This is a genomic window from Pseudomonas sp. Marseille-QA0892 (assembly GCF_054950135.1).
Genome location: NZ_CM143104.1, coordinates 932,665 through 953,575, shown reverse-complemented (window position 1 = coordinate 953,575; position 20,911 = coordinate 932,665). Strand labels below are relative to the sequence as shown.

The following is a 20,911-nucleotide window of genomic DNA, read 5'->3' as shown; positions in this document are numbered from 1 at the left end:
GGGGAGTAGTCCGTCCTGAATGTCGTTCATCTCAGGAGGACTGTATGAAAACGCAACCAGCAACACCGGTCGCGTCTGCGCCCTCTGGCGGAGTGATGAATTGGCACGATCTCGATTGGGCCACCGTTCAGCAAGCCGTTCGGAAAACGCAGCTAAAGATTGCGCAGGCAACACAGGAAGGTAACTGGCGCAGGGTTAAACGCCTGCAACGGATGCTGACCTATTCGTTTTACGGCCGCTGTTTGGCTGTACGACGAGTCACGGAGAACCGGGGTCGTAAGACTCCGGGCGTCGATGGAGAAACCTGGGGATCGCCCCAGGCCAAGCTCCGTGCTGTGGGAAGTCTGTCGAAACAACGGGGTTATCGGCCCAAACCGCTACGGCGGGTCTGGATACCGAAACCCGGTAAGCATGAGAGGCGCCCGCTGGGCATCCCGACGATGTTGGATCGGGCCATGCAGGCGCTGTATCTGCAAGCGTTGGAGCCTGTAATAGAAAGCACCAGCGATCCGAAGTCCTATGGATTTCGCCCGGATCGTTCGACTGCTGACGCAATGGTTGAGCTTTTCCACCTGCTGTCGCCCCAAACGGCGCCGGTCTGGATTCTGGAAGGCGACATCAAGGGCTTCTTCGACAACATCAACCACGAATGGCTGTGTCGGAATGTCCCGATGGACACCAAGGTACTGCGCAAGTGGTTAAAAGCCGGGGTTATCGACCGGCGACAACTCATGGCAACGGAAGCCGGGACGCCGCAGGGTGGAATTATTTCGCCCTGTCTGGCCAATGCCACTCTGAACGGTCTGGAAACTCAGCTGAAACGTCATCTGGCGAAGAAGCTGGGAATCAAGAAGGCCGAGAAGACCAAGGTGCAGTGTGTACGGTATGCGGACGACTTCGTGATCCTGGCGGCCTCGAAAGAGCTGCTGGAGGAAGAGGTCAAGCCCTGGGTAGAGCAATTCCTGTCAGTACGAGGGGTTGAGTTATCTCGGGAGAAAACGCGCATCACGCACATTCACCAGGGATTCGATTTCTTGGGGTGGAATTTCAGGAAGTACGTGCCGAAGTCACCACGCAGGAAGGCCAAGCTGCTGATCAAGCCCTCGAAGAAGAACGCCTCGGCGTTGTATCGGAAGGTGCGCGAGATCATCAAAAGTAGTGGGGCACTGACGCAGGAAGCGTTGATCGGCCAACTGAACCCGGTACTGAAGGGGTGGGCACAATACCACTCCCCGGTCGTGGCAAAACAAACCTTCAGCAGGCTGGATCATCTGATCTTTTGGCGAATCTGGAGGTGGGCGAAACGCAGGCATCCAAGGAAGTCGGCTGATTGGATCAGGAATAAATACTTCCGATCCATAGGCGGGCAGAGCTGGGTGTTCGCGTACCCCTACAAGAATGGTAAGGGGGAACGGCAGCATCGTCGGTTATACCAACTGGCGGGCACCGCAATCGTGCGTCACAAGCGTCTGCCGGGGAGTTACACACCCTACGATGCGGCACACGAGCTGAAGTGGGAGGCACTGAGGGTTCAACGGATGCAGCACAAGCTGCGTTATCGGGGGCAAATACTCAGTATCTTCCGCAGACAAAAGGGGCTTTGTGCCCTTTGCGGGCAAGCGGTGAGTAAGGAAACGGGCTGGCACGATCACCACGTCATCAGGCGTGTGGACGGCGGCTCGGATACTTTACGTAATCGCACACTGCTTCATCCCAACTGCCATGCGCTGGCTCATAGTCGGCAAAAAGATACACCTCTACGGTTTAGTGGTTTATAGCTGTAGAATCCGACGCACCTCCGTACGCTGCCGGCCAAGCTATTTGGTTTTTCGTAAGCTTGAGCCGTATGCGGTGAAAGCCGCACGTACGGTTCTTAGGGGGGGATGGGCCAGCAATGGCCTATCCCTACCCGACTCTCTACACCAGCTACATTTAGCGAATGCTCTCGCAGCAGCCGACGTCGGCGCATGCTTGAGCACGTAGCGTTCATAGTGAAAACGACATAACCGGGTACGAAACCGGGTATCGAAAAATGAGAAATTGCCTAATGTGCCGTATTTACAGGCCTAAAAAAGATGACTTACCGTCTAACGTCTGATCCGGGTCGCACGCCCTGACAGCAGGACACCAAAGCCCCTCGTTGGCCATGCCTCGAGGGGCTTTTTACATCCCGGATTTGTGCGAATTCGGCCAGCCAGCGCGTTGTTCTGCGTACGCTCAGCCCGCGAGCGATCAAGGCGACACTGTCAGGATACCGAAGCCATTCTTGATCCTTGCCCCCCTGGCCGTTCTTTCCCGGGGCTGCGGTACAGAAACACAGCGATAGCCAACGCTCCGATTAGCCCTGGCAGCGCGAATGCCAGAAGGCTTGCCTCCAGTGGAAGGGATGCCGCATGAAGCGATGCACCGAGAAGCGGGCCGATAATGGCGCCCAATCGCCCTACCCCCATCGCCCAGCCCAGGCCCGTGGAGCGAATCGGCGCTGGATAAAACTGTACCGCACAAGCATTCGCCAGAATCTGCGTCCCGATCGTGCACGCGCCTGCGATCGCGATCAGCAGATAAAGCACGGGCAGCGGCGATTTCAATGCCAGTAGTGCCAGCGCCACCGTCCCGACCGAGAAGAACGCGACGAGCAATCGGGCTACACCCACACGGTCCGCTATCCATCCACCTCCGATCGCCCCGAAGATGGCACCCAGGTTCAATACCAGGAGAAAGGCGATACTCGAGCTAAGCCCATAACCAGCCGTGTTCATCAACTTGGGCAACCAGGAGCCGAGAGCGTAAACCATCAAAAGGCAGCAGAAGAAGGCTATCCATAACATCAGGGTGCTAACCGTGCGCCCTCCGTGGAACAGGCTCGACACGGATGCCTTGACGGCCGAGCTGGTGACGACTTCGAGCCGATCATCCTGGGTAGGCTTCCATGCCGGCACCGCTTGTCTCAGCAATTCCTTGGCCTGCTCAGGCCGACCATGGCGGATCAGAAAGTCGACGGATTCAGGTAGCTGCCGGATGATCAACGGCAAGAGCAAGAGCGGTATAGCAGCGACGAAAAAGACTGCCTGCCATCCCCAGACGGGGATCAGCACCATGCCCAACCCCGCGGACAACATTCCCCCCAACGAATAGCCGCTGAACATGATCGCAATCAGTGTGCTGCGCATCTTCCTGGGTGAATACTCGTTCATGAGGGCTACGACATTCGGCATGACGCCCCCAATTCCCAGTCCGGCAAGGAACCGGCATAGGGCAAACTCCTCCGGCGTCCGCGCGAATCCATTGATGACCGTGAAGCCACTGAAAAGAAGGACGCAAGTTGTGATAGTACTTTTGCGGCCGACTCTGTCCGATAACGACCCGAAGAAAAGCGCGCCGAACATCATGCCAACCAACGCGCAACTACCCAAAAGACCGGCCTGTAGCGCAGTCAGCGCCCATTCATCCATCAAGGATGGAAGCACAACCCCGTAAATGACGAGATCGTAGCCGTCAAAGATGATGATCAGGGCGCACCAGAACAGCACGCGAACGTGAAATCGGTTGAACGCGACTTCGTCCAGCAACTCGGACGCATTGAATGTACGCATGGCTTTGCTCTTCTTATGATTGTTATTGAGCCGGCGCGGAAAGATCCGCGCCGGATCGAGTTGCCGCTACAAGCAATGGCTCACGGCAGGCCAGCCGAGCCGCTGAAACGCTAGCGACAGGTCTGCATCGAGATCATGGTTCCAGATCCAGTCGAATCGGCTCGCCAGGGTCGTACCTAGCAAGGACTCTTCGCGCCCTATTTGCGGATCGCGCATCTCATACAGCTCCCCTGCCTCCCAGGACGTTCTTTGAACCGCACAGGCACGCGGACGGCGCAGCGCGTCATAGATGCAGAGAAGTTGATTGACCCGCACGTCAAGGACTTTGGGATTTGCCAGCAAGCTCGCGAGGAAATAGGCGTCCTCCAGGCCTTGCCCGGCACCGGCGCCCTGGTGAGGCAGCATGGCGTGCGCCGCATCACCGATCAGCGCGACGTTTCGATGGACATAGGTCGGTAGTTCTTCGAGTTCGTGAAGTGCCCACAGCGTTGGTTTGGGTATGCATTCGAGTAACGTCCTGGCGGCGTCACACCAACCATCGAAAGCACCAAGCATTTCCCGTTGAGTACACGCTCTTACCCAAGGCTGCCCCTCCGGCCAAAGCGGGTTCGCCTGGCTTCGGTCAGAGACAAACGCGACCACATTGATGAGTTTCCCCTTCTTGACCGGAAACGTAAGGATATGGCCGTCCAGTCCGAGGTACATCTGTGGTACGTCGATTAAGTGTTCATCGATACCTTTACACCGATAGGCGTGCCGCAGGCATTCGCTCTCAATCATGCCGCGATAGGCGCATGTACCGCTGAACCGAGGCGCGGCGCTGGGCGCGCCCTCGCCTTCCAGCACGTGGTTACGAATGCCCGACTTGATGCCATCGGCGGCAATCAGCAGATCGCCGTGATACTCGGTGCCATCGGTGAAGGTCACCTTTACATCGTCGGTCTGCTCCACGCCCGCCGCACGCTTGTTGAAACGAGCAACATGGTCCGGTAGCCGGCTCGCAAGCACATCCAGGAAATCGGCACGGTGCACCGAGGACTGCCCTACGCCTAGAGCGATGCTGGCACCCAGATAGCCGGCATCCTCACTTCGCCGCCATTCGAACCAGACGTCCTGCCACGGCTCCGGCGTACGGTCCGCTACATGTGCATAAGGGCCACCAAGGCCAAGCCCATCTATTGCGCGTACCGCGTTTGCACCGAACGATACACCTGCGCCCACTTCGCCGAACGCCGGCGCCGACTCGAACAGCTGCACGTTCAGATGGGGGTGCCGGCAAAGGTTAAGGGCAAGCGCAACACCAGAGATACCGCCACCAACGATGCCAATGCGCAAGGAACGTCCAGTAGTCATGATTCGAGCCTGTTTGTTTTTGGAGTGCGCCCATCCTGCGTTCCGAAGCAGTATTGATAAATACATGAGGTCGAATACGCATTATTCTTCCGCTGAATAACGCTTCTGGAATGGGCACCTTATGGATATCCGCGAGCTGGATCTGAACCTGCTGATCGTCTTCAACCAGCTACTGCTAGATCGACGGGTATCTACAGCTGCTGACAATCTGGAGCTGACCCAGCCGACGGTGAGTAACGCATTGAGACGCCTGCGGACGGCGCTGAAAGACGATCTGTTCGTACGGACTCATAGCGGAATGCAGCCCACGCCTTACGCAGAACGACTTGCAGGACCGGTCATGGCCGCGATTGATACCCTTCGTGATGCGCTCAATGAGCCAGACGCGTTCGATCCACACACGAGCGACCGGCGCTTCACGATCGCGATGACGGATATCGGAGAGATCTATTTCACACCGAGACTGATGGACGCGCTGACGCGTCTGGCACCTGGCTGCCGGATAAGCACCGTACGCAACACGTCGATTTCACTGAACGAGGCCCTACAAGATGGAACGCTCGACCTGGCCGTGGGCCTGCTGCCTGACCTCCAGGCGGGGTTCCGGACTCGTCGACTGTTTCGCCACCGCTATGTCTGCCTTTGCCGGAAGGATCACCCCATTACTCAGCAGGTGCTATCTGCAGAGAGCTTTTGCGCTTATGGACACATCCGTGTCGTTGCCGCTTCCACGGGGCATGGCGAGGTCGATACGCATATGACTCGCCTTGGCATTCAGCGCAATATCCGGGTGGAGGTACCACACTTCGTAGCCGTGGGGCACATTCTTCAGCGGACCGACCTGCTCGCCACTGTCCCAGAGCGCTATGCCGAGTCATGTGCCGAGCCCTTTGGTTTGGCCAGCCTCCCCCACCCCATCCGGCTTCCGGAAATCGATATCAATCTGTTCTGGCACGCCAAACAGCACCAGAACCCGGCGAACCGTTGGCTTCGGCAATTGATGGTCGAGCTGTTTGCCGACTGATGCGCTCACCCCACGCTACAGCCGGAACTGCCCGACCCGGTTATTGAGCTGGACGGCAAGCTGAGCGAGCGCCTCGCTCGCGGCTGACGTCTGCTCTGCGCTTGCGGCGCTCTGGCGTGAAAGATCGCCGATCGCGATTAGATTCTGATCGACGGAGCGAGCCACCTGGGCCTGCTCTTCCGCAGCACTTGCAATCACCAGGTTCATGTCATTGATATGCGCGACTTGATCCGACACCTGCCCAAGCGAACCATCTGCCAAGCCAGCCATTTCCTGGGTCCGTCTGGCAAAATCGCTGCTCTCGCGCATGTGCTCCGCGGCTTCTTCGCTCGCCTGTTGAATGGACCCAATCATCCGCTCGATTTCGGCAGTCGACGCCTGGGTTCGCTGTGCGAGGCTTCGGACCTCGTCAGCCACGACGGCAAAGCCTCGCCCCGCTTCGCCAGCACGTGCGGCCTCAATGGCTGCATTCAGAGCCAATAGGTTCGTCTGCCCAGCAATCGCCTGGATCACATCCAGCACCTGGACGATACGATTTGTCTCTTCGATCAGGCGCGCGACCGTCGTTTCGGTTTCACCGAGCTTGTCACCCAGCAGATCGATCGTGTGCCGCGTATTACTGACTTGGGTTCGACTGCCTGAGGTCAAAGACGCAGCACTGCTGGACGCGGCAGACGTATCCACGGCTGTGCGCGCCACTTCATCAACCGCAGCTGACATCTCGGTCACCGCCGTGGCGGCCAGCTGCACCTGTCCATCCTGCTGTTGGATGGTTTGTGCAGAGTGCTCCGTAACCGCCGTCAGCTCTTCTGCTGCCGCCGCCAGCTGGGTAGCTGAACCGTGTATGTCTGTCAGCGTTTCGCGCAGATTCGCCTGCATGTGAATCAGGGACTGCTGTACATCAGTGATCTCGTCCCGGCCATTCAGAATCAGGTCCTGCGTGAGGTCGCCGCTTGCGACACGGGCAGAAGCATCCCGCAGCTCATCAAGCGGGCGCGTAATGCTCCGGACGGTAGCGAAGGCAAACCCGCCTCCGATCAGTGCGACGAGCAATACCAGGCCGAACGTGAGGCGTACACTTTGTTCGTAACGTGCCAGGCCCGCCTCGTATTCCTGTTTGGAAACGTCCAGCTGCACTTCGATCAGATCATGGAACGCGCCAGAGAGAGGATCAATAAGTTCATACAGCTGATTGTCTACGAAGTCGGCAACCTCGGCGCTCTGGTTCCGCTCAAGCGAACGAACCAGGGAGCGCAGCGGTTGCTCTGCCGCCCGCATCAGCGGTTCGATCCGGGCAATGATTCGTTTCTCGTCGTCGATCAGTTTGGTCGCGAGGTAGCTGCTCCAGAGCCGACCGATTTGCTCTTTCGACTCGGTCATCAACGTCGCGGCTTCGGCAGGTGCCATTTCTCCGCTAAGCGACTTATGGCTGGCATCGACGATATTGACGGCATACAAATCGGAAATCGTTTTCAGGTCTCGAAGGGGCACCACCCGATCGAGATAGACTGAATCGAGACCCGCAACAGTAGATCGCAGTGAACTGATCCCCAAAAGGCCAATGGCCAAGCAGCCGGCGAGCATGGCAATCACCAAAGTGGCCAACCGCGTCCTGATATTTCCAACGCGCCTCATTGAACGTCCTCACGTAATAGGGCGCGCATGCTATCAATGACGTAATGCCTAAACGACATCATTTGGTCGTCTCGCTTGGTCGTGGCAGGCTAATGTGTAACAGCCTGTTCACGTTCCAGCCTGCTTGGGCTTGATTCAGCCGATGAGGTGCGGTGGATCATCACAAAGATGAAACTCTTGATCGTCGCTACGGACCTTTTGTGACCTGAATGTGATCAATAGAGGTTGGGCATGGCGTGCGGGACGCACGTTCGGATGACATTGTAGAAGAGTTGGTAAAAGCGTGGATTGGTTGCAAGGCGACACGGAGATGGCACAGCGGATTCGCTCCTACGACTGGGAGCGTACGCCTTTGGGGCCACTCGGCAATTGGCCCGACGTGCTCAAAACGACAGTAGTACTCATCCTGGCCTCACGTTTTCCCCAGGCCATCGTCTGGGGGCCGGGACTGGTCACGCTGTATAACGACGCCTTCGCTCGGATTCTCGGCAACAAGGCAGGAGCTCTCGGTGCACCGTTCAGCGACGTCTGGAGTGAAGCCTGGAGCGATATCGAGCCGATGGCGGATCGAGCCTTCAAGGGCCAGGCTACCTACATCGAGAATTTTCCGCTCCCGGTCGAGCGTGGCGGCGCGCCCGAAATTGGATATTTCACATTCTGCTACAGCCCGATCCGTGATCCGCAGGGCAATGTCGTGGGCATGCTCGATACGGTAACCGAGACGACGGAAACCGTAATCGCCAACCAGCGCTTGGAGTTCCTCGACCAGCCTGGGCGCGCCGTAGCCGATGCCACCCATCCAGACGCCATCATGAGTACTACGACGCGCATGGTGGGCGAACATATGGCGCTGTCCAATTGTGCTTACGCCGACATGGACCTCGACGAGGATGGCTTTACCATCCGGGGCGACTGGTTCCGCGAAGGCTCACCCTCGATCGTTGGCCACTACAGCCTTGCAGCTTTCGGCGAACGCGCTGTGAGGCACCTGAGAGCCGGCGTACCGCTCGTCATCAATGACAATCTCACCGAACTGCCGGCATCCGAAGCCGAGACCTTCCAGTCCATCGGGATCACCGCCACCGTCTGCATGCCGCTGGTCAAGGACGGTAGGCTGACCGCACTGATGGCAATGCACGACAACGTGCCGCGCATCTGGGATCAGAATGCGCTCGCGCTGATTCGCGAAGTCACCGAGCGGTCCTGGGCGCATATCGAGCGGGTACGGGCCGATGCCCGCGTACGCGAAGCTGCCGGCGCGCTGGCGGCCCTTAACGCAACCCTGGAAAAGCAGGTAACTGATCGCACCCAACAGTTGCTCACCGCGGAGTCCGCCTTGCGTCAGTCACAGAAGCTCGAAGCGGTCGGCCAGCTGACAGGAGGCATCGCACACGACTTCAATAACCTTCTGACCATCATCCGATCCTCCATTGACCTTCTGAAACGACCCGAACTGAACCGTGAAAAACAGGAACGCTATTTGCGAACCGTCTCCGAAACGGTGGACCGCGCAGCAAAACTGACAAGCCAGTTGCTGGCGTTTGCGCGCCGACAGGCGCTAAGGCCTGAAGTCGTAGAAGTCACCGGCGTACTGGCCGTGATGGCGGATTCCCTCTCGCAAAGCATCGCGCCCCGTATCGAGATAAAGCCGGAATTACCCTCATTTCCCTGCTACGCCAAGATCGACCCGGCCCAGTTCGAAATCGCGCTGGCCAACCTTGTGTCCAATGCACTGGATGCCATGCCGGGCGGCGGGACACTGCGGTTCGCTGTTCAGTGCGGTGTCGAGAAGCCAACCATACGCGGACACGCCGGGGCCAGTGGGCCTTTCATTGCCATAGAGGTGACTGACAGCGGCACCGGCATAACGAGTGATCATGTCGCGCATGTCTTCGAACCCTTCTTCACGACCAAGGGTGTCGGCAAAGGCACGGGCCTCGGTTTGTCCCAGGTTTACGGATTTGCCAAACAGTCCGGGGGCGACGTCGATGTCGCCTCGATCCTCAACACCGGGTCCACCTTTACGCTTTACCTTCCAGAAACCAGCCTGGAACCTGTACGCACAGCCGAGACCGTCCGACCGACCGTTGCGCGTCCCGCCCAGAACGCCGGACAGCGCATCCTTATCGTCGAGGACAATCTGGAGGTAGGCGAATTCGCATCGCAGATCCTGGCGGATCTTGGCTACGAGATGGTCTGGGCAAAGAGTGCAGAGGAAGCGCTGGACTGGATCGACCGCAATGGCACGCGCTTCGACGCGGTGTTCTCCGACGTGATGATGCCAGGCATCGGTGGCCTTGCCCTCGCGCGCGAGCTGCGGCGTCGATACCGGGACATGCCCATTGTTCTTACCTCCGGCTACAGCGACGTGCTGGTCCGGGAAGGCCACGAGGGTTTTGAATTTCTTAGAAAACCATACTCGGCCGAAGAAGTCTCACGTATGCTCAGCGCCGTAATCGCAGGCCATGGATGACCGGCCCGCGCCCCGTACCCAGCCCGCTGAAGCAGCGCGTTCGATGCCTGCCAGGGCGTCTCGCGCTCGGCACCGCCAGATGCTGCCGAGCACGCTTCACATAGCGTCCAATTATCGATAACCAAGGATTTGCCATGCCCGGTATTGCCATCGCCGAACTGCTGCGCACGCACGAAGCTACTCTCCTTGACGCCTGGTTGCAGGTTCAACGCAAGGCTGGCGGCTCACTGAATGCAGTCGACCAGTCGACGATCATCACGCACTCGCGTGACTTCCTCCGCGCGCTTACGATCGCTGCCGGACAAGGCGCCGACGACCTGGACGCCAGCCACTGGCAGCCGGTGAAGGCGTTGCTCGAGCAGTTTTCGTTCTCACAGAGCCGGGCCGGTGTCAGCCCGTCGGACACGGCGACCTTCATCTTTTCGCTCAAGGAACCGATCTTTGAGCTCGTTCAGCAGCACGCTGCGGATCCGGTCGAGACAATCTGGAGCGCAACCCGGCTGCTGGACCAACTCGGCCTATACAGCGTCGAGTGCTATATGTCTGGCCGCGAGCATGTCATTCGCGAGCAACAGGAAAGCATGCTCGAGCTATCCACCCCGGTAGTCGAACTCTGGGACGGCATTCTCGCCATCCCGCTGATCGGTGCGTTGGATAGCAACCGGACCCAGATCGTCATGGAATCGCTACTCGAGAAAATCGTCGAGACCGAATCCGACATCGCGATCATCGACATTACCGGCGTTCCGACCGTCGATACCATGGTTGCCCAGCATCTGCTCAAGACAGTCACTGCGGCGCGCCTCATGGGTGCGCAGTGCATAATCAGTGGTATCCGTCCGCAGATTGCCGCCACCATTGTCCATCTGGGCGTCGAATTGGGCGACGTGATCACCAAGGCCTCGCTCGCCGATGCCTTCCGCCTTGCACTCCGCCAGCAGGGAGCCACCCTGTCCCGGCCCGCTAACCGTTAGGAAGCACTGCGATGGTTGAAAAGATTCCCATCCTGAAGATGGGGCGTTTCCTGCTGCTGAGCATCCAGGTCGACATGCACGACCAATTGGCCATGGAGCTGCAGGAAGACCTCACCCACCAGATCGTCAAGCACCGCGCCAAGGGTGTGCTCATTGATATCTCGGCGCTGGAGATCGTCGATTCATTCATCGGGCGGATGCTTTCGCACATTGCGAACGTGTCCCGCATTCTCGATGCACAGGTCATCGTTGTAGGCATGCAGCCAGCAGTGGCTATCACGCTGGTGGAATTGGGGCTCTCCCTGGATGGGATCGCCACGGCACTCAATACCGAGAAAGGCATGCGCCGACTGGAACAGTTGGTCGCCGAGAACGACGCGGCTTTGGAGTCAGACGGTGGCGAAGACACAGACGCTTCCTCTCCATCAGGAGACTGACGTTGTCCTCATCCGTCAGCAGGTTCGCAAGGCGGCCGAGGCCATCCGTCTCGGTATCATCTCGCAGACCAAGATCGTGACGGCCGCGAGCGAAATTGCACGCAACGGCTTGATCTATGGCGGCGGCGGCGAATGCCTCATCGAACAAACCTTGCGCGCAGGCAAGCCAGCCCTGCGGTTGGTGATCAAGGACAACGGCCCAGGTATCGCGGACATCGAGCGGGCAATGGTCGACGGCTACACCTCGGGCAATGGCCTGGGCCTCGGCCTGTCCGGGTCGAAACGGCTCGTTGACGAATTCCTGATCGACAGCCGGCCTGGTGAAGGTACGACGATCGAATTGTGGAAGTGGCGATGACAGCATTCCTTGCGACGCGGGTGGTTGCGGTTGCGGAAGAGGCGCACGTCGACGGCGCGCGCCGCATGGTCGTGCGACTCGCCGAAACGCGTACGGGAGATAAAACCCTTCTGGGGCGGATCACCATCGTCGTACAGGAGATGGCATTCAATCTGGTGCGGCATGCGGGGCACGGCCAACTACTGTGCACCCTCGACGCGAATGTCCTGGACGTGCTGGCGGTGGACAGCGGTCCCGGCATGAGCAACATCGATCGCTGCCTGAGCGACAACTACAGCACCAGCGGCACGCTGGGTGCCGGGCTGGGTGCCATCCGTCGCCAATCGGACGTCTTCGATATCTACTCGCGGCCTGGCGATGGCACGGTCGTACTGGCCCGCTTTCACCTCGACGCCCGCTCAGATGTCCGTCCGACACTCACTTGCGGTGCCGTCTGTACTCCGCATCCCCACGAGGAAATGTGCGGTGACGGCTGGGCGGTTCTCGGTAATCGCCTGATGGTTTGCGATGGGCTCGGACATGGTCCTCATGCGGAGGCGGCAAGCCTGCGAGCGCGTGAGGTCTTCCTCGCCGGAGCGGACCGCTACCCCCTCAATACGTTGATGGACAACCTTCACCATGCACTGATGAGTACGCGTGGCGCCGCCATTTCGCTCGCGGAACTGGATACCGAGCGCCGGCAGGTCAGCTTCTGCGGCATCGGCAATGTTGCAGGTCGTCTAATGGGAACGGAAACCCGAAGTTTGATTTCGAACAACGGAACGGTGGGTTACAAAATCGGCCGCGTCCAGACATTCACTTATCCGTGGACGCCTGGCGCGTCGTTGATCGTCAATTCGGACGGCCTTACCAGTAAACTTGGACTGCAAAACCATCCGGGCAGTGTCGCACGCCACCCGGCCGTGATCGCAGCGCTCCTACACCGGGACTATCGCCGTCACAACGACGATGCGACCGTATTGGTGCTTAAACATGCCTGATGTTCGGCCCCTGCTGACGCTACCCATCAATCTCGAACAGGACATCGTTCACTGTCGCCAGATAGCGAAGCGTCTAGCCGCAGCATTCGACTGGGGGCAACTCGACCAGATTCGCCTGGCCACCGCCGTCTCGGAGCTGGCGCGCAACATCTATCAATACGCAGGTAGCGGCAGTTTTTCGTTCAGCATGGTCGTCGACCGCAACGGCCGGCTGACGGGAATCGCGATCCTGGCCGAGGACCAAGGGCCTGGCATTCGCCAACTCGATGCGATCCGAAGTGGGACTTATCGATCCCGCACGGGCATGGGCGTGGGTCTGCACGGCGCACAGAAGCTGCTCGATGACTTCGACATCGAGTCATCACCCCAAGGCACGCGGATCCAGGCGCACAAGTATCATACGCCCCGCCCCATGCCGTCCGACGCCGCGCTCGCAGCGCTCATCTCGGAACTGACTGGCACTCCGGCACCCGACCCTTATCAGCAGATTCAGCAGCAAAGCGAAGAGCTGCTGATTACCAACACAGAGCTGCAAAGCAAGCAGCAAGAACTCGAAGCCACCAACAAAGAGCTCGAGGACACTAACCAGGGTGTTGTGGCCCTCTATTCCGAACTCGAGAAGACGGCTCAGGAACTGCAAGAGGCGAGCACGGCAAAAAGCCGGTTCTTCTCGAACATGACCCACGAATTCAGGACGCCGATAAACATTATCGAGAACGTCTCGAAGCTGCTCGCAAGCGGAGTGGATGGTGCATTGAACCCCGAACAGATGCGTCAGGTTCGCTTCATCAGCAACGCGGCCATGGAGCTGTCCAATCTCGTCAGCGAGCTGCTCGCGCTCTCTGAGGTGCAGTCTGGACGCCTCACCATTGTCGCGCAGCCTTTTCAGCTGAGTGCCTTCATGGCGCGCCTGCAGGAATTTGCGTCTGCCTTGGCGCCCCGCTACCCGGGTGTCACCTTCGAAGTGATCCCGCCGGGCATGCCAATCGTGGTAGAGACCGACGAAAGCCGACTATTCCAGATTCTGCGCAACCTGATTTCCAACGCGTTCAAGTACACGCCGCAAGGGCACGTGCGCATTCAGGTTTTCCAGACTGACGACGCCACGCTCGAATTCATGGTCGAGGACACCGGCCTCGGTATCGCCAAGGCAAACCAGGATCGCATCTTCGAGGAGTTCGGTCGGATCAAGTCGCCTCACCTGACTCATATCGAGGGGACGGGCCTGGGTCTTCCGCTTGCTCAGCGGCTCGCCCTGCTGCTCAAGGGTGAACTGACACTGGAGAGCGAAGAAGGCCGCGGCAGCCGATTCACTACGCGCATTCCCAGACAGTACGAGCCGGCGCGCAGCAGCCCCCTGCCCGACCTGAGCGGCACGACAGTGCTGGTTATCGACGACAGCGAAGCCGACCGTTATCTGGTGCGCCGCGTGCTCGAGCCCTGCAACCCCGTTCTCATCGAAGCCGACAGTGCTCGCGCCAGCCTTGACCGGCTCAATGCCGTTCGACCGGACATCATCCTGCTGGATCTGGACCTTCCCGACATCAGCGGCGAGGATCTCCTTGAAAGCATGGACTGGAGCATGCATCAACGCGTGCTGATCAATACTGCTCATCCCCTGGACGAGCGATCGCTGGCCAACCTGCGGAGCAAATGCCACGCGGTGCTCTTCAAGAACCAACCCGATCACGCCGAACGTCTGTTGAACGAGACATGCGCTCTGGCAAGGAGCCTGAGCCATGTCTAGGCCGCCGCACCGAATCGTCATCATCGACGACACCGACGCCAACCGCTATGTCCTGCGCAAGATCCTCGAGGCACAGCCGAACCTGCAGATCCTCGAGGCAGCGAGCGGTGGTGCTGGGCTCGCGTTGATCGACGACAGCGTCGAACTCGTCATCATCGACATCAACCTGCCGGACATGACCGGCTTTGAGCTGATCCACGCGATTGAAAAGAAGCGTGGTCGCCACCGCCTTCCGGCCATTATCAATATCTCGGCTACCTTTATCACGGGACGCGACAAGGCGCAGGGACTCAATACGGGCGCACAGGCTTACCTCACCCACCCGATCAATCCCGACGAGGTGGTTGCCACGATCGGGTCACTGCTAAAGACCAGCTCTCGCGTGGGTCGGATGGAGCGCCAACTCGATTCGGCAATTGCCCGTAGTGAAAACCTTCAGGCGGAAAAGGTGATGCTCGAACGCTTCATGCGTTCGCTGAACCATGATCTGCGCTCGCCGCTCACCGCAGCGACCATGATTGTGAACCTGATGCAGAAGAATCCGGCACGGCGCACGGAAGAGCTATTGCAGACGCTGCAGGACAACCTGCACCGCATGAACCAGATGATCACCAATGTTCTGGACATTTCCCATATGAGCCTCGGCGGCGGCGTGCAGCTCAACGGCGAGCCTGTAACGCTGGGCCCGCTGGTAGAAGACGCCGCCGACAGTCTACGTCTGCAGTTCGCCAACACCCTCGATGTAACGCTGGACACACCCGAGCTGGCCCTGTTCTGGGATCGGCAGGCCTTTCTACGCATCTTCGATAACCTGGTACTCAATGCTGCCAAGCATGGCGCGCCAGATACGCCTATCAACGTCAAGCAGACGCTAGACGGTGACCGCCTGCTGCTGGAGGTCCGCAACCACGGCCAGCTCCCTGCAGACGTGCTTGCCAACCTCGCAACGCCTTACTTCATTTCTACCCGAAGCGAAAAGCGCGGGTGGGGCCTTGGCCTGCCGATCGTCAAGGCATTGAGCGAAAGCTTCGGCGGTTACGCCACGTTCGCCAACGAGGGTGAACAGGTCGTGATCTCTCTGAGCCTGCCGATCAATATCGCCCCGCGGTAACCGACGCGGAGCCGCCCGGTAGATGCTCCGCTCGCCTTTCGACCTGAACTTCTGGCTGCTCGATACCCTCCGTTCTAGTAGCCGCCAGGCATTTCAATCACTGTTCAGTCAGGAGTCGAATCATGAGTAACCGCCTCGAAGGCAAGAAGATCCTTTTCATCACGTCCAACACCGGTATCGAGCGCGATGAGCTGCTCAAGCCCGTTGAAGCATTGAGTGGCATGGGTGCGAAAGTCGTTCACGCATCCTGCGAAGGCGGCACCACTCAGACCTTTCAACAGGACACCGAGAAGGATCGCACCGTTGAATCAGATACACAGATTTCCAGCGTTAACGCTGAAGAATTCGACGCTATCGTGATCCCAGGTGGCACGGTCAACGGCGACACGCTGCGTCAGGACGAGGACGCCCAGCGCCTGGTCAAGGCATTTGCCCAGGCAGGCAAACCGGTCGCCGCGATCTGTCACGGCCCATGGGTGTTGATCGATTCAGGTGTTGTGGAAGGCAAGACCCTCACGTCCTACCCAAGCGTGAAGACCGATCTGCTCAATGCCAAGGCTGCGGACTGGGTTGATCAGGAGGTCATGACCTGCCCCGCCAATGGCTACACGCTGATCACCTCGCGCAATCCGAACGATATCCCAGCGTTCAACGAGGCCATTGCCAAGGCTCTCAGCGCAGCCTGACCAGATACGCGCGAGCTAGGGGGCAACGGTAGACACCGTTGCCCCTTTTCTTTGCCCACTAGACCGCCAATAGACGCGTCTCGCCCATCAGAAACGCGCGATTGGTTTCGGTACACGTCTTGAGGAAGTCGACCAGCAGCGTGATGCGCCGCAGCGTTCGCAGGTCCTCCCGGTAATAGATCCAGAATTGCCGCGTAACCTGGATTTCGTCAGGCAACACTTCCTGAAGGCGGTCATCGGTTGCTGCGATGAAACACGGCAGGATGGCCAATGAACGCCCCTGCAGCGCAGCCGTGTATTGCGCGATCACGCTGGTACTACGAAACATGCTGGTGGCACTCGGCACGGTGCGCTCCAGATACAGCAACTCCGGACTGAACGCCAGATCGTCCACATACGTAATGAAGCTGTGCTTCGAGAGGTCGTCTACCGTGGCGATGGCCGGGTTCGCTGCAAGGTATCCCTGGGTCGCGTACAGCTTGAGTCGGTAGTCGCAAAGCTTTGAGCACACGTAGGGCCCCCGCTCGGGGCGCTCCAGCGTCACGGCAATGTCCGCCTCTCGACGCGACAGGTTGATGAAGTGTGGCACCGGCAACAGATCAACCGAGATATTCGGATAACGATCCTGGAACGCGCTCAGCTGCGGTGCGATGAAGAAACAGCCAAAGCCTTCCGTCGAACCGATACGGATATGCCCCGACAACGCAAGGCTGGCACCGGACACCTCTTCGCAAGCCGCCTGCAAGGTGCTTTCCAGCGATTCGGCGTAGCCCAGCAGGTGCGAACCTTCAGGGGTCAGCACGAAGCCGCTGGTGCGGGAACGCTCGAAGAGCAGCGCACCCAGCGCTTTTTCCAATGCACCGATACGACGGGATACGGTGGTGTAGTCGACGTTGAGCCGCCGCGCTGCGCTGCTGGCGGTACGAGTGCGGGCAACCTCTAGGAAAAACTTGAGGTCATCCCAGTTCATCTCGCTCGCCGTATTGGGAGTTTTCTGCATAACGAACCGGTTTATTTGTTCTTATTGACGGAAAGTTTGCACATCTATACTCGGATCGACCCGGCGGTGCCAGCCCGACATTCGGCCTCCGCCAGCAACACGTTCCACCTCGACTTCGAATAACAACAAGAAGGAGGCCCTACGTGAATACGTCTGCCCAGCCGTTCATAGCCGCGCGAGATTTCCTGCTGCAACACCGCAGCGATTACGCCACCGCCTATGCGGGGTTCGAATGGCCCAAGCTCGATCACTTCAACTGGGCACTGGATTACTTCGACGCCATGGCGAACGGCAACCACCAGCCGGCGCTCTGGCTGGTGTGCGAACAGGATGGAGACCAGCGCTACTCGTTCGACGAACTGCGCGTGCGCTCCAATCGGGTGGCCAACCATCTACGCGATCTAGGGGTTCGCCGGGGCCAACGATTGCTCCTGATGCTCGGTAACGAAGTGGCGCTCTGGGAGACCATGCTCGCCGCCTTCAAGCTCGGCGCAGTCGTCATTCCTGCCACTGCCCTGTTAACGGGAGACGATCTCAAGGATCGCCTCGAACGCGGTCGCGTCGAACATGTGGTCGTCGGCGCAGGTCACACCGAGAAATTCAACGATATGCCGGGCACGTTCACCCGTGTATGCGTCGGCGAAGCCCCCGAAGGCTGGCAGGCGCACACCGATGCCGAGCGCTACTCGGCCGTGTTCGAAGCGGACGGGCCAACACGCGCCAGTGACCCGCTGCTGCTGTATTTCACCTCTGGGACGACGTCGAAACCCAAGCTGGTGCTGCATAGCCACGAGAGCTATCCGGTCGGGCATCTGTCCACCATGTACTGGATCGGGCTCAAGCCTGGCGACGTTCATCTGAACATCTCATCGCCCGGCTGGGCAAAACATGCCTGGAGCTGCTTCTTTGCTCCCTGGAACGCCGGTGCCTGCGTATTCATTCACAACACGGCACGCTTCAACGCCAAGGGCCTGCTCGAAAGCCTGGCGAACTATCCCGTGACGAGCCTCTGCGCGCCACCCACCGTGTGGCGAATGCTGATCCAGGAAGACCTGGCTGCGTACCACGATCGGCTGACGCTGCGTGAGGTCATTGGCGCAGGCGAGCCGCTCAATCCGGAAATCATCGATACGATCGAGGAAACCTGGGGGCTGACGTTGCGCGACGGCTTCGGCCAATCCGAAACCACCGCCGTCGTGGGCAATACCCCGGGCCAGCGGCTAAAGCCGGGCTCGATGGGCCGACCGCTACCCGGCTACCGGATCGACCTTCTGGACCCGGACGGTAAGCCGGCGAGCGAGGGTGAAGTCGCCCTGCAAACCTCGCCACGTCCGCTCGGCCTGATGATTGGCTATGAAGACAGCCCCGAGAAAACCGCCGAAGTCATGCGCGACGATCACTACCGCACCGGCGATACGGCTGCCATCGATGAAGACGGCTATATCACCTTCGTCGGCCGGGCAGATGATGTCTTCAAGGCGTCCGATTACCGCATCAGCCCCTTCGAGCTGGAAAGCGCGCTTATCGAGCACGACGCGGTCATGGAGGTCGCGATCGTGCCCAGTCCCGACCCCGTCCGGCTGGCCGTGCCCAAAGCCTTCCTGATCCTGTCGCACGGTTACGAACCCTCCCCTGCGCTCGCCGCCGAGTTGCTGGGTTTCGCCCGCACGAACCTTGCCGCCTACAAGCGGGTGCGCCGGCTGGAATTCGTCAGTGAACTGCCCAAAACGTTGTCCGGAAAGATCCGGCGCGTGGAGTTGCGGCTGCTGGAAATCGAGCGGCGCAACGCGGAGACGCGACTGCAGCACGACTACTGCGAAGAGGATTTTCCGAACCTGAAAGCGGCGGGCTGAAACAGGGGTACAGAGCAAGACCTTGACCTTGCGATGCCTCCACAGTGGCGCCGCAGTACCTGATCGCCGCCCGGCGCACCCATGTCACCGACCATGCAGCGCTACTGACGGGGCTCCTGACAGTCGCTCTCAAGGCACGAACAACGGACAACTGCTTCAATAACTACAAAAGGCGCAGCCATGACCACCACCGTAAAACTGCTTATCAATGGCGAATTCGTCGAATCACAGACGACAGAATGGCGCGACGTCATCAATCCCGCGACCCAGGAAGTGCTGGCGCGCGTCCCCTTTGCTACATCCGATGAAGTCAATCGCGCCGTTGCGGGCGCTGCCGAAGCCTTCAAGACCTGGCGCAAGACACCTATTGGCGCCCGCTCGCGGGTCTTCTTGAAATACCAGCAGCTGATCCGCGAAAACATGAAGGAGCTGGCGGCCATCCTCACCGCCGAACAGGGCAAGACGCTGGCCGACGCCGAAGGTGACGTATTCCGAGGCCTGGAAGTTGTCGAGCACGCGGCCGGTATCGGCAACCTTCAGCTCGGCGAACTGGCGAACAATGTCGCCAGCGGCGTCGACACCTATACCTTGCTCCAGCCGCTTGGCGTATGCGCGGGCATCACCCCGTTCAACTTCCCGGCCATGATCCCGCTATGGATGTTCCCGATGGCGATAGCCACCGGCAACACCTTCGTCCTCAAGCCTTCCGAACAGGACCCGATGGTCACCATGCGCCTGTGCGAACTCGCGCTCGAGGCAGGCGTGCCACCCGGTGTGCTGAATGTCGTGCACGGCGGCCCTGATGTGGTCAACGCGATTTGCGATCACCCGGACATCAAGGCCGTTTCCTTCGTCGGCTCGACGCGGGTCGGCACGCATGTCTATCACCGCGCCAGCCAGGCCGGAAAGCGGGTGCAGTGCATGATGGGCGCCAAGAATCACGCCATCGTCCTCCCTGATGCCAACAAGGAGCAGACGCTCAACAACCTGGCCGGCGCCGCGTTCGGCGCAGCCGGCCAGCGGTGCATGGCGGTATCGGTGGCCATCCTCGTGGGTGAAGCCCACGAATGGCTGCCGGATCTCGTCGCCAAGGCAAAAGGCCTGAAAGTAAGCGCGGGCCACGAAAATGGCACCGACGTGGGCCCGCTGATTTCCTGCGCGGCACTGGACCGGGTCAGCAGTCTGATCGAACGCGGCGTGAGCGAAGGCGCCACCCTGGCACTCGATGGCCGCAACCCGGACGTAGGGGGCTATGGAAACGGCAACTTCGTTGGCCCGACCATTTTCGATGGCGTCTCCACGGAGATGACCATCTACAAGGAAGAAATCTTCGGCCCCGTGCTGTGCGTCGTACATGTCCAGACCCTGGACGATGCCATCAAGCTGATCAACGCCAACCCCAACGGGAATGGTGTGGCCATTTTCACGCGCTCCGGCGCCGCCGCACGCCATTTTCAGGAAGAAATCGACGTGGGCCAGGTGGGCATTAATGTGCCGATCCCGGTACCGGTTCCAATCTTCTCCTTTACCGGTTCGCGGGCCTCCAAGCTCGGCGACCTGGGGCCGTACGGCAAACAGGTCGTGCAGTTCTACACCCAGACCAAGACCGTCACCGAGCGCTGGTTCGACGAAAACGAAGTCGGCGGCGTCAACACGACGATCAATCTGAAGTGATGCACGCCCGCGG

15 protein-coding genes and 2 pseudogenes are annotated in these 20,911 nt (G+C 59.5%); 12 read left to right on the top strand and 5 right to left on the bottom strand.

Annotated features, from left to right (window positions below; translation table 11 throughout):
• Positions 1–44 precede the first annotated feature (44 nt).
• On the top strand, positions 45–1,778 hold the full coding sequence (gene ltrA, locus ACY8D3_RS04285) for a group II intron reverse transcriptase/maturase (protein WP_462381928.1): 1,734 nt from the start codon (positions 45–47) through the stop codon (positions 1,776–1,778).
• A 468-nt stretch (positions 1,779–2,246) separates the two neighbouring features.
• Here ltrA and ACY8D3_RS04280 read toward each other — a convergent pair whose 3' ends face one another.
• Positions 2,247–3,593 (bottom strand): MFS transporter, encoded by a 1,347-nt coding sequence (locus ACY8D3_RS04280; protein ID WP_462381926.1) that lies wholly within the window; start codon positions 3,591–3,593, stop codon positions 2,247–2,249.
• 66 nt (positions 3,594–3,659) lie between these two features.
• Positions 3,660–4,946 carry a salicylate 1-monooxygenase gene (gene salA / locus ACY8D3_RS04275; protein ID WP_462381924.1) on the bottom strand — a complete coding sequence of 429 codons (1,287 nt, stop codon included), beginning with the start codon at positions 4,944–4,946 and terminating at the stop codon, positions 3,660–3,662.
• A 121-nt stretch (positions 4,947–5,067) separates the two neighbouring features.
• On the opposite strand from salA, the gene ACY8D3_RS04270 reads away from it, so the two are divergent.
• Positions 5,068–5,970, top strand: coding sequence for a LysR family transcriptional regulator (locus tag ACY8D3_RS04270; protein WP_462381922.1), 903 nt, complete (start codon positions 5,068–5,070; stop codon positions 5,968–5,970).
• A gap of 15 nt (positions 5,971–5,985) precedes the next feature.
• On the opposite strand, the pseudogene ACY8D3_RS04265 reads toward ACY8D3_RS04270, so the two are convergent.
• Both ACY8D3_RS04265 and ACY8D3_RS04260 read right to left on the bottom strand, forming a co-directional pair.
• A pseudogene (locus tag ACY8D3_RS04265) lies at positions 5,986–6,540 on the bottom strand (methyl-accepting chemotaxis protein); the annotation flags it as partial.
• 348 nt (positions 6,541–6,888) lie between these two features.
• A pseudogene (locus ACY8D3_RS04260) lies at positions 6,889–7,554 on the bottom strand (MCP four helix bundle domain-containing protein); the annotation flags it as partial.
• Positions 7,555–7,915: 361 nt separating this feature from the next.
• Here ACY8D3_RS04260 and ACY8D3_RS04255 point away from each other — a divergent pair.
• The 8 genes from ACY8D3_RS04255 (at position 7,916) to ACY8D3_RS04220 (ending at position 16,371) form a co-directional block, all read left to right on the top strand.
• Positions 7,916–10,078, top strand: a complete 2,163-nt coding sequence (locus ACY8D3_RS04255) for a GAF domain-containing hybrid sensor histidine kinase/response regulator (protein ID WP_462384242.1) — start codon at positions 7,916–7,918, stop codon at positions 10,076–10,078.
• A gap of 134 nt (positions 10,079–10,212) precedes the next feature.
• Positions 10,213–11,052 (top strand): STAS domain-containing protein, encoded by an 840-nt coding sequence (locus ACY8D3_RS04250; protein WP_462381920.1) that lies wholly within the window; start codon positions 10,213–10,215, stop codon positions 11,050–11,052.
• A gap of 11 nt (positions 11,053–11,063) precedes the next feature.
• Positions 11,064–11,489: an STAS domain-containing protein gene (locus ACY8D3_RS04245; RefSeq protein WP_462381918.1), complete on the top strand. Its 426-nt coding sequence runs from the start codon at positions 11,064–11,066 to the stop codon at positions 11,487–11,489.
• Complete coding sequence (locus ACY8D3_RS04240; protein ID WP_462381916.1) at positions 11,449–11,847, top strand: ATP-binding protein; 399 nt, start codon at positions 11,449–11,451, stop codon at positions 11,845–11,847. Before ACY8D3_RS04245 ends, ACY8D3_RS04240 begins: the two co-directional genes overlap by 41 nt.
• Entirely contained in the window at positions 11,844–12,827 is a 984-nt protein-coding gene (locus ACY8D3_RS04235; RefSeq protein ID WP_462381914.1) for a SpoIIE family protein phosphatase, read from the top strand. The genes ACY8D3_RS04240 and ACY8D3_RS04235 overlap by 4 nt, the downstream gene beginning before the upstream one ends.
• On the top strand, positions 12,820–14,574 hold the full coding sequence (locus ACY8D3_RS04230; protein ID WP_462381912.1) for an ATP-binding protein: 1,755 nt from the start codon (positions 12,820–12,822) through the stop codon (positions 14,572–14,574). Before ACY8D3_RS04235 ends, ACY8D3_RS04230 begins: the two co-directional genes overlap by 8 nt.
• The gene (locus ACY8D3_RS04225) at positions 14,567–15,685 is read left to right on the top strand and encodes an ATP-binding response regulator (protein ID WP_462381910.1); all 1,119 of its coding nucleotides are present in this window, start codon (positions 14,567–14,569) and stop codon (positions 15,683–15,685) included. The genes ACY8D3_RS04230 and ACY8D3_RS04225 overlap by 8 nt, the downstream gene beginning before the upstream one ends.
• 122 nt (positions 15,686–15,807) lie before the next feature.
• Positions 15,808–16,371: a type 1 glutamine amidotransferase domain-containing protein gene (locus ACY8D3_RS04220; RefSeq protein WP_462381908.1), complete on the top strand. Its 564-nt coding sequence runs from the start codon at positions 15,808–15,810 to the stop codon at positions 16,369–16,371.
• Positions 16,372–16,429: 58 nt separating this feature from the next.
• On the opposite strand, the gene ACY8D3_RS04215 is transcribed toward ACY8D3_RS04220, so the two are convergent.
• Complete coding sequence (locus ACY8D3_RS04215; protein ID WP_462381906.1) at positions 16,430–17,371, bottom strand: LysR family transcriptional regulator; 942 nt, start codon at positions 17,369–17,371, stop codon at positions 16,430–16,432.
• Positions 17,372–17,514: 143 nt separating this feature from the next.
• Between ACY8D3_RS04215 and ACY8D3_RS04210 the strand changes: the two genes are divergently transcribed.
• Positions 17,515–19,224, top strand: a complete 1,710-nt coding sequence (locus ACY8D3_RS04210) for an AMP-binding protein (protein ID WP_462381904.1) — start codon at positions 17,515–17,517, stop codon at positions 19,222–19,224.
• A 180-nt stretch (positions 19,225–19,404) separates the two neighbouring features.
• Positions 19,405–20,898: a CoA-acylating methylmalonate-semialdehyde dehydrogenase gene (locus tag ACY8D3_RS04205; RefSeq protein WP_462381902.1), complete on the top strand. Its 1,494-nt coding sequence runs from the start codon at positions 19,405–19,407 to the stop codon at positions 20,896–20,898.
• The last annotated feature ends 13 nt before the right edge of the window (positions 20,899–20,911 follow it).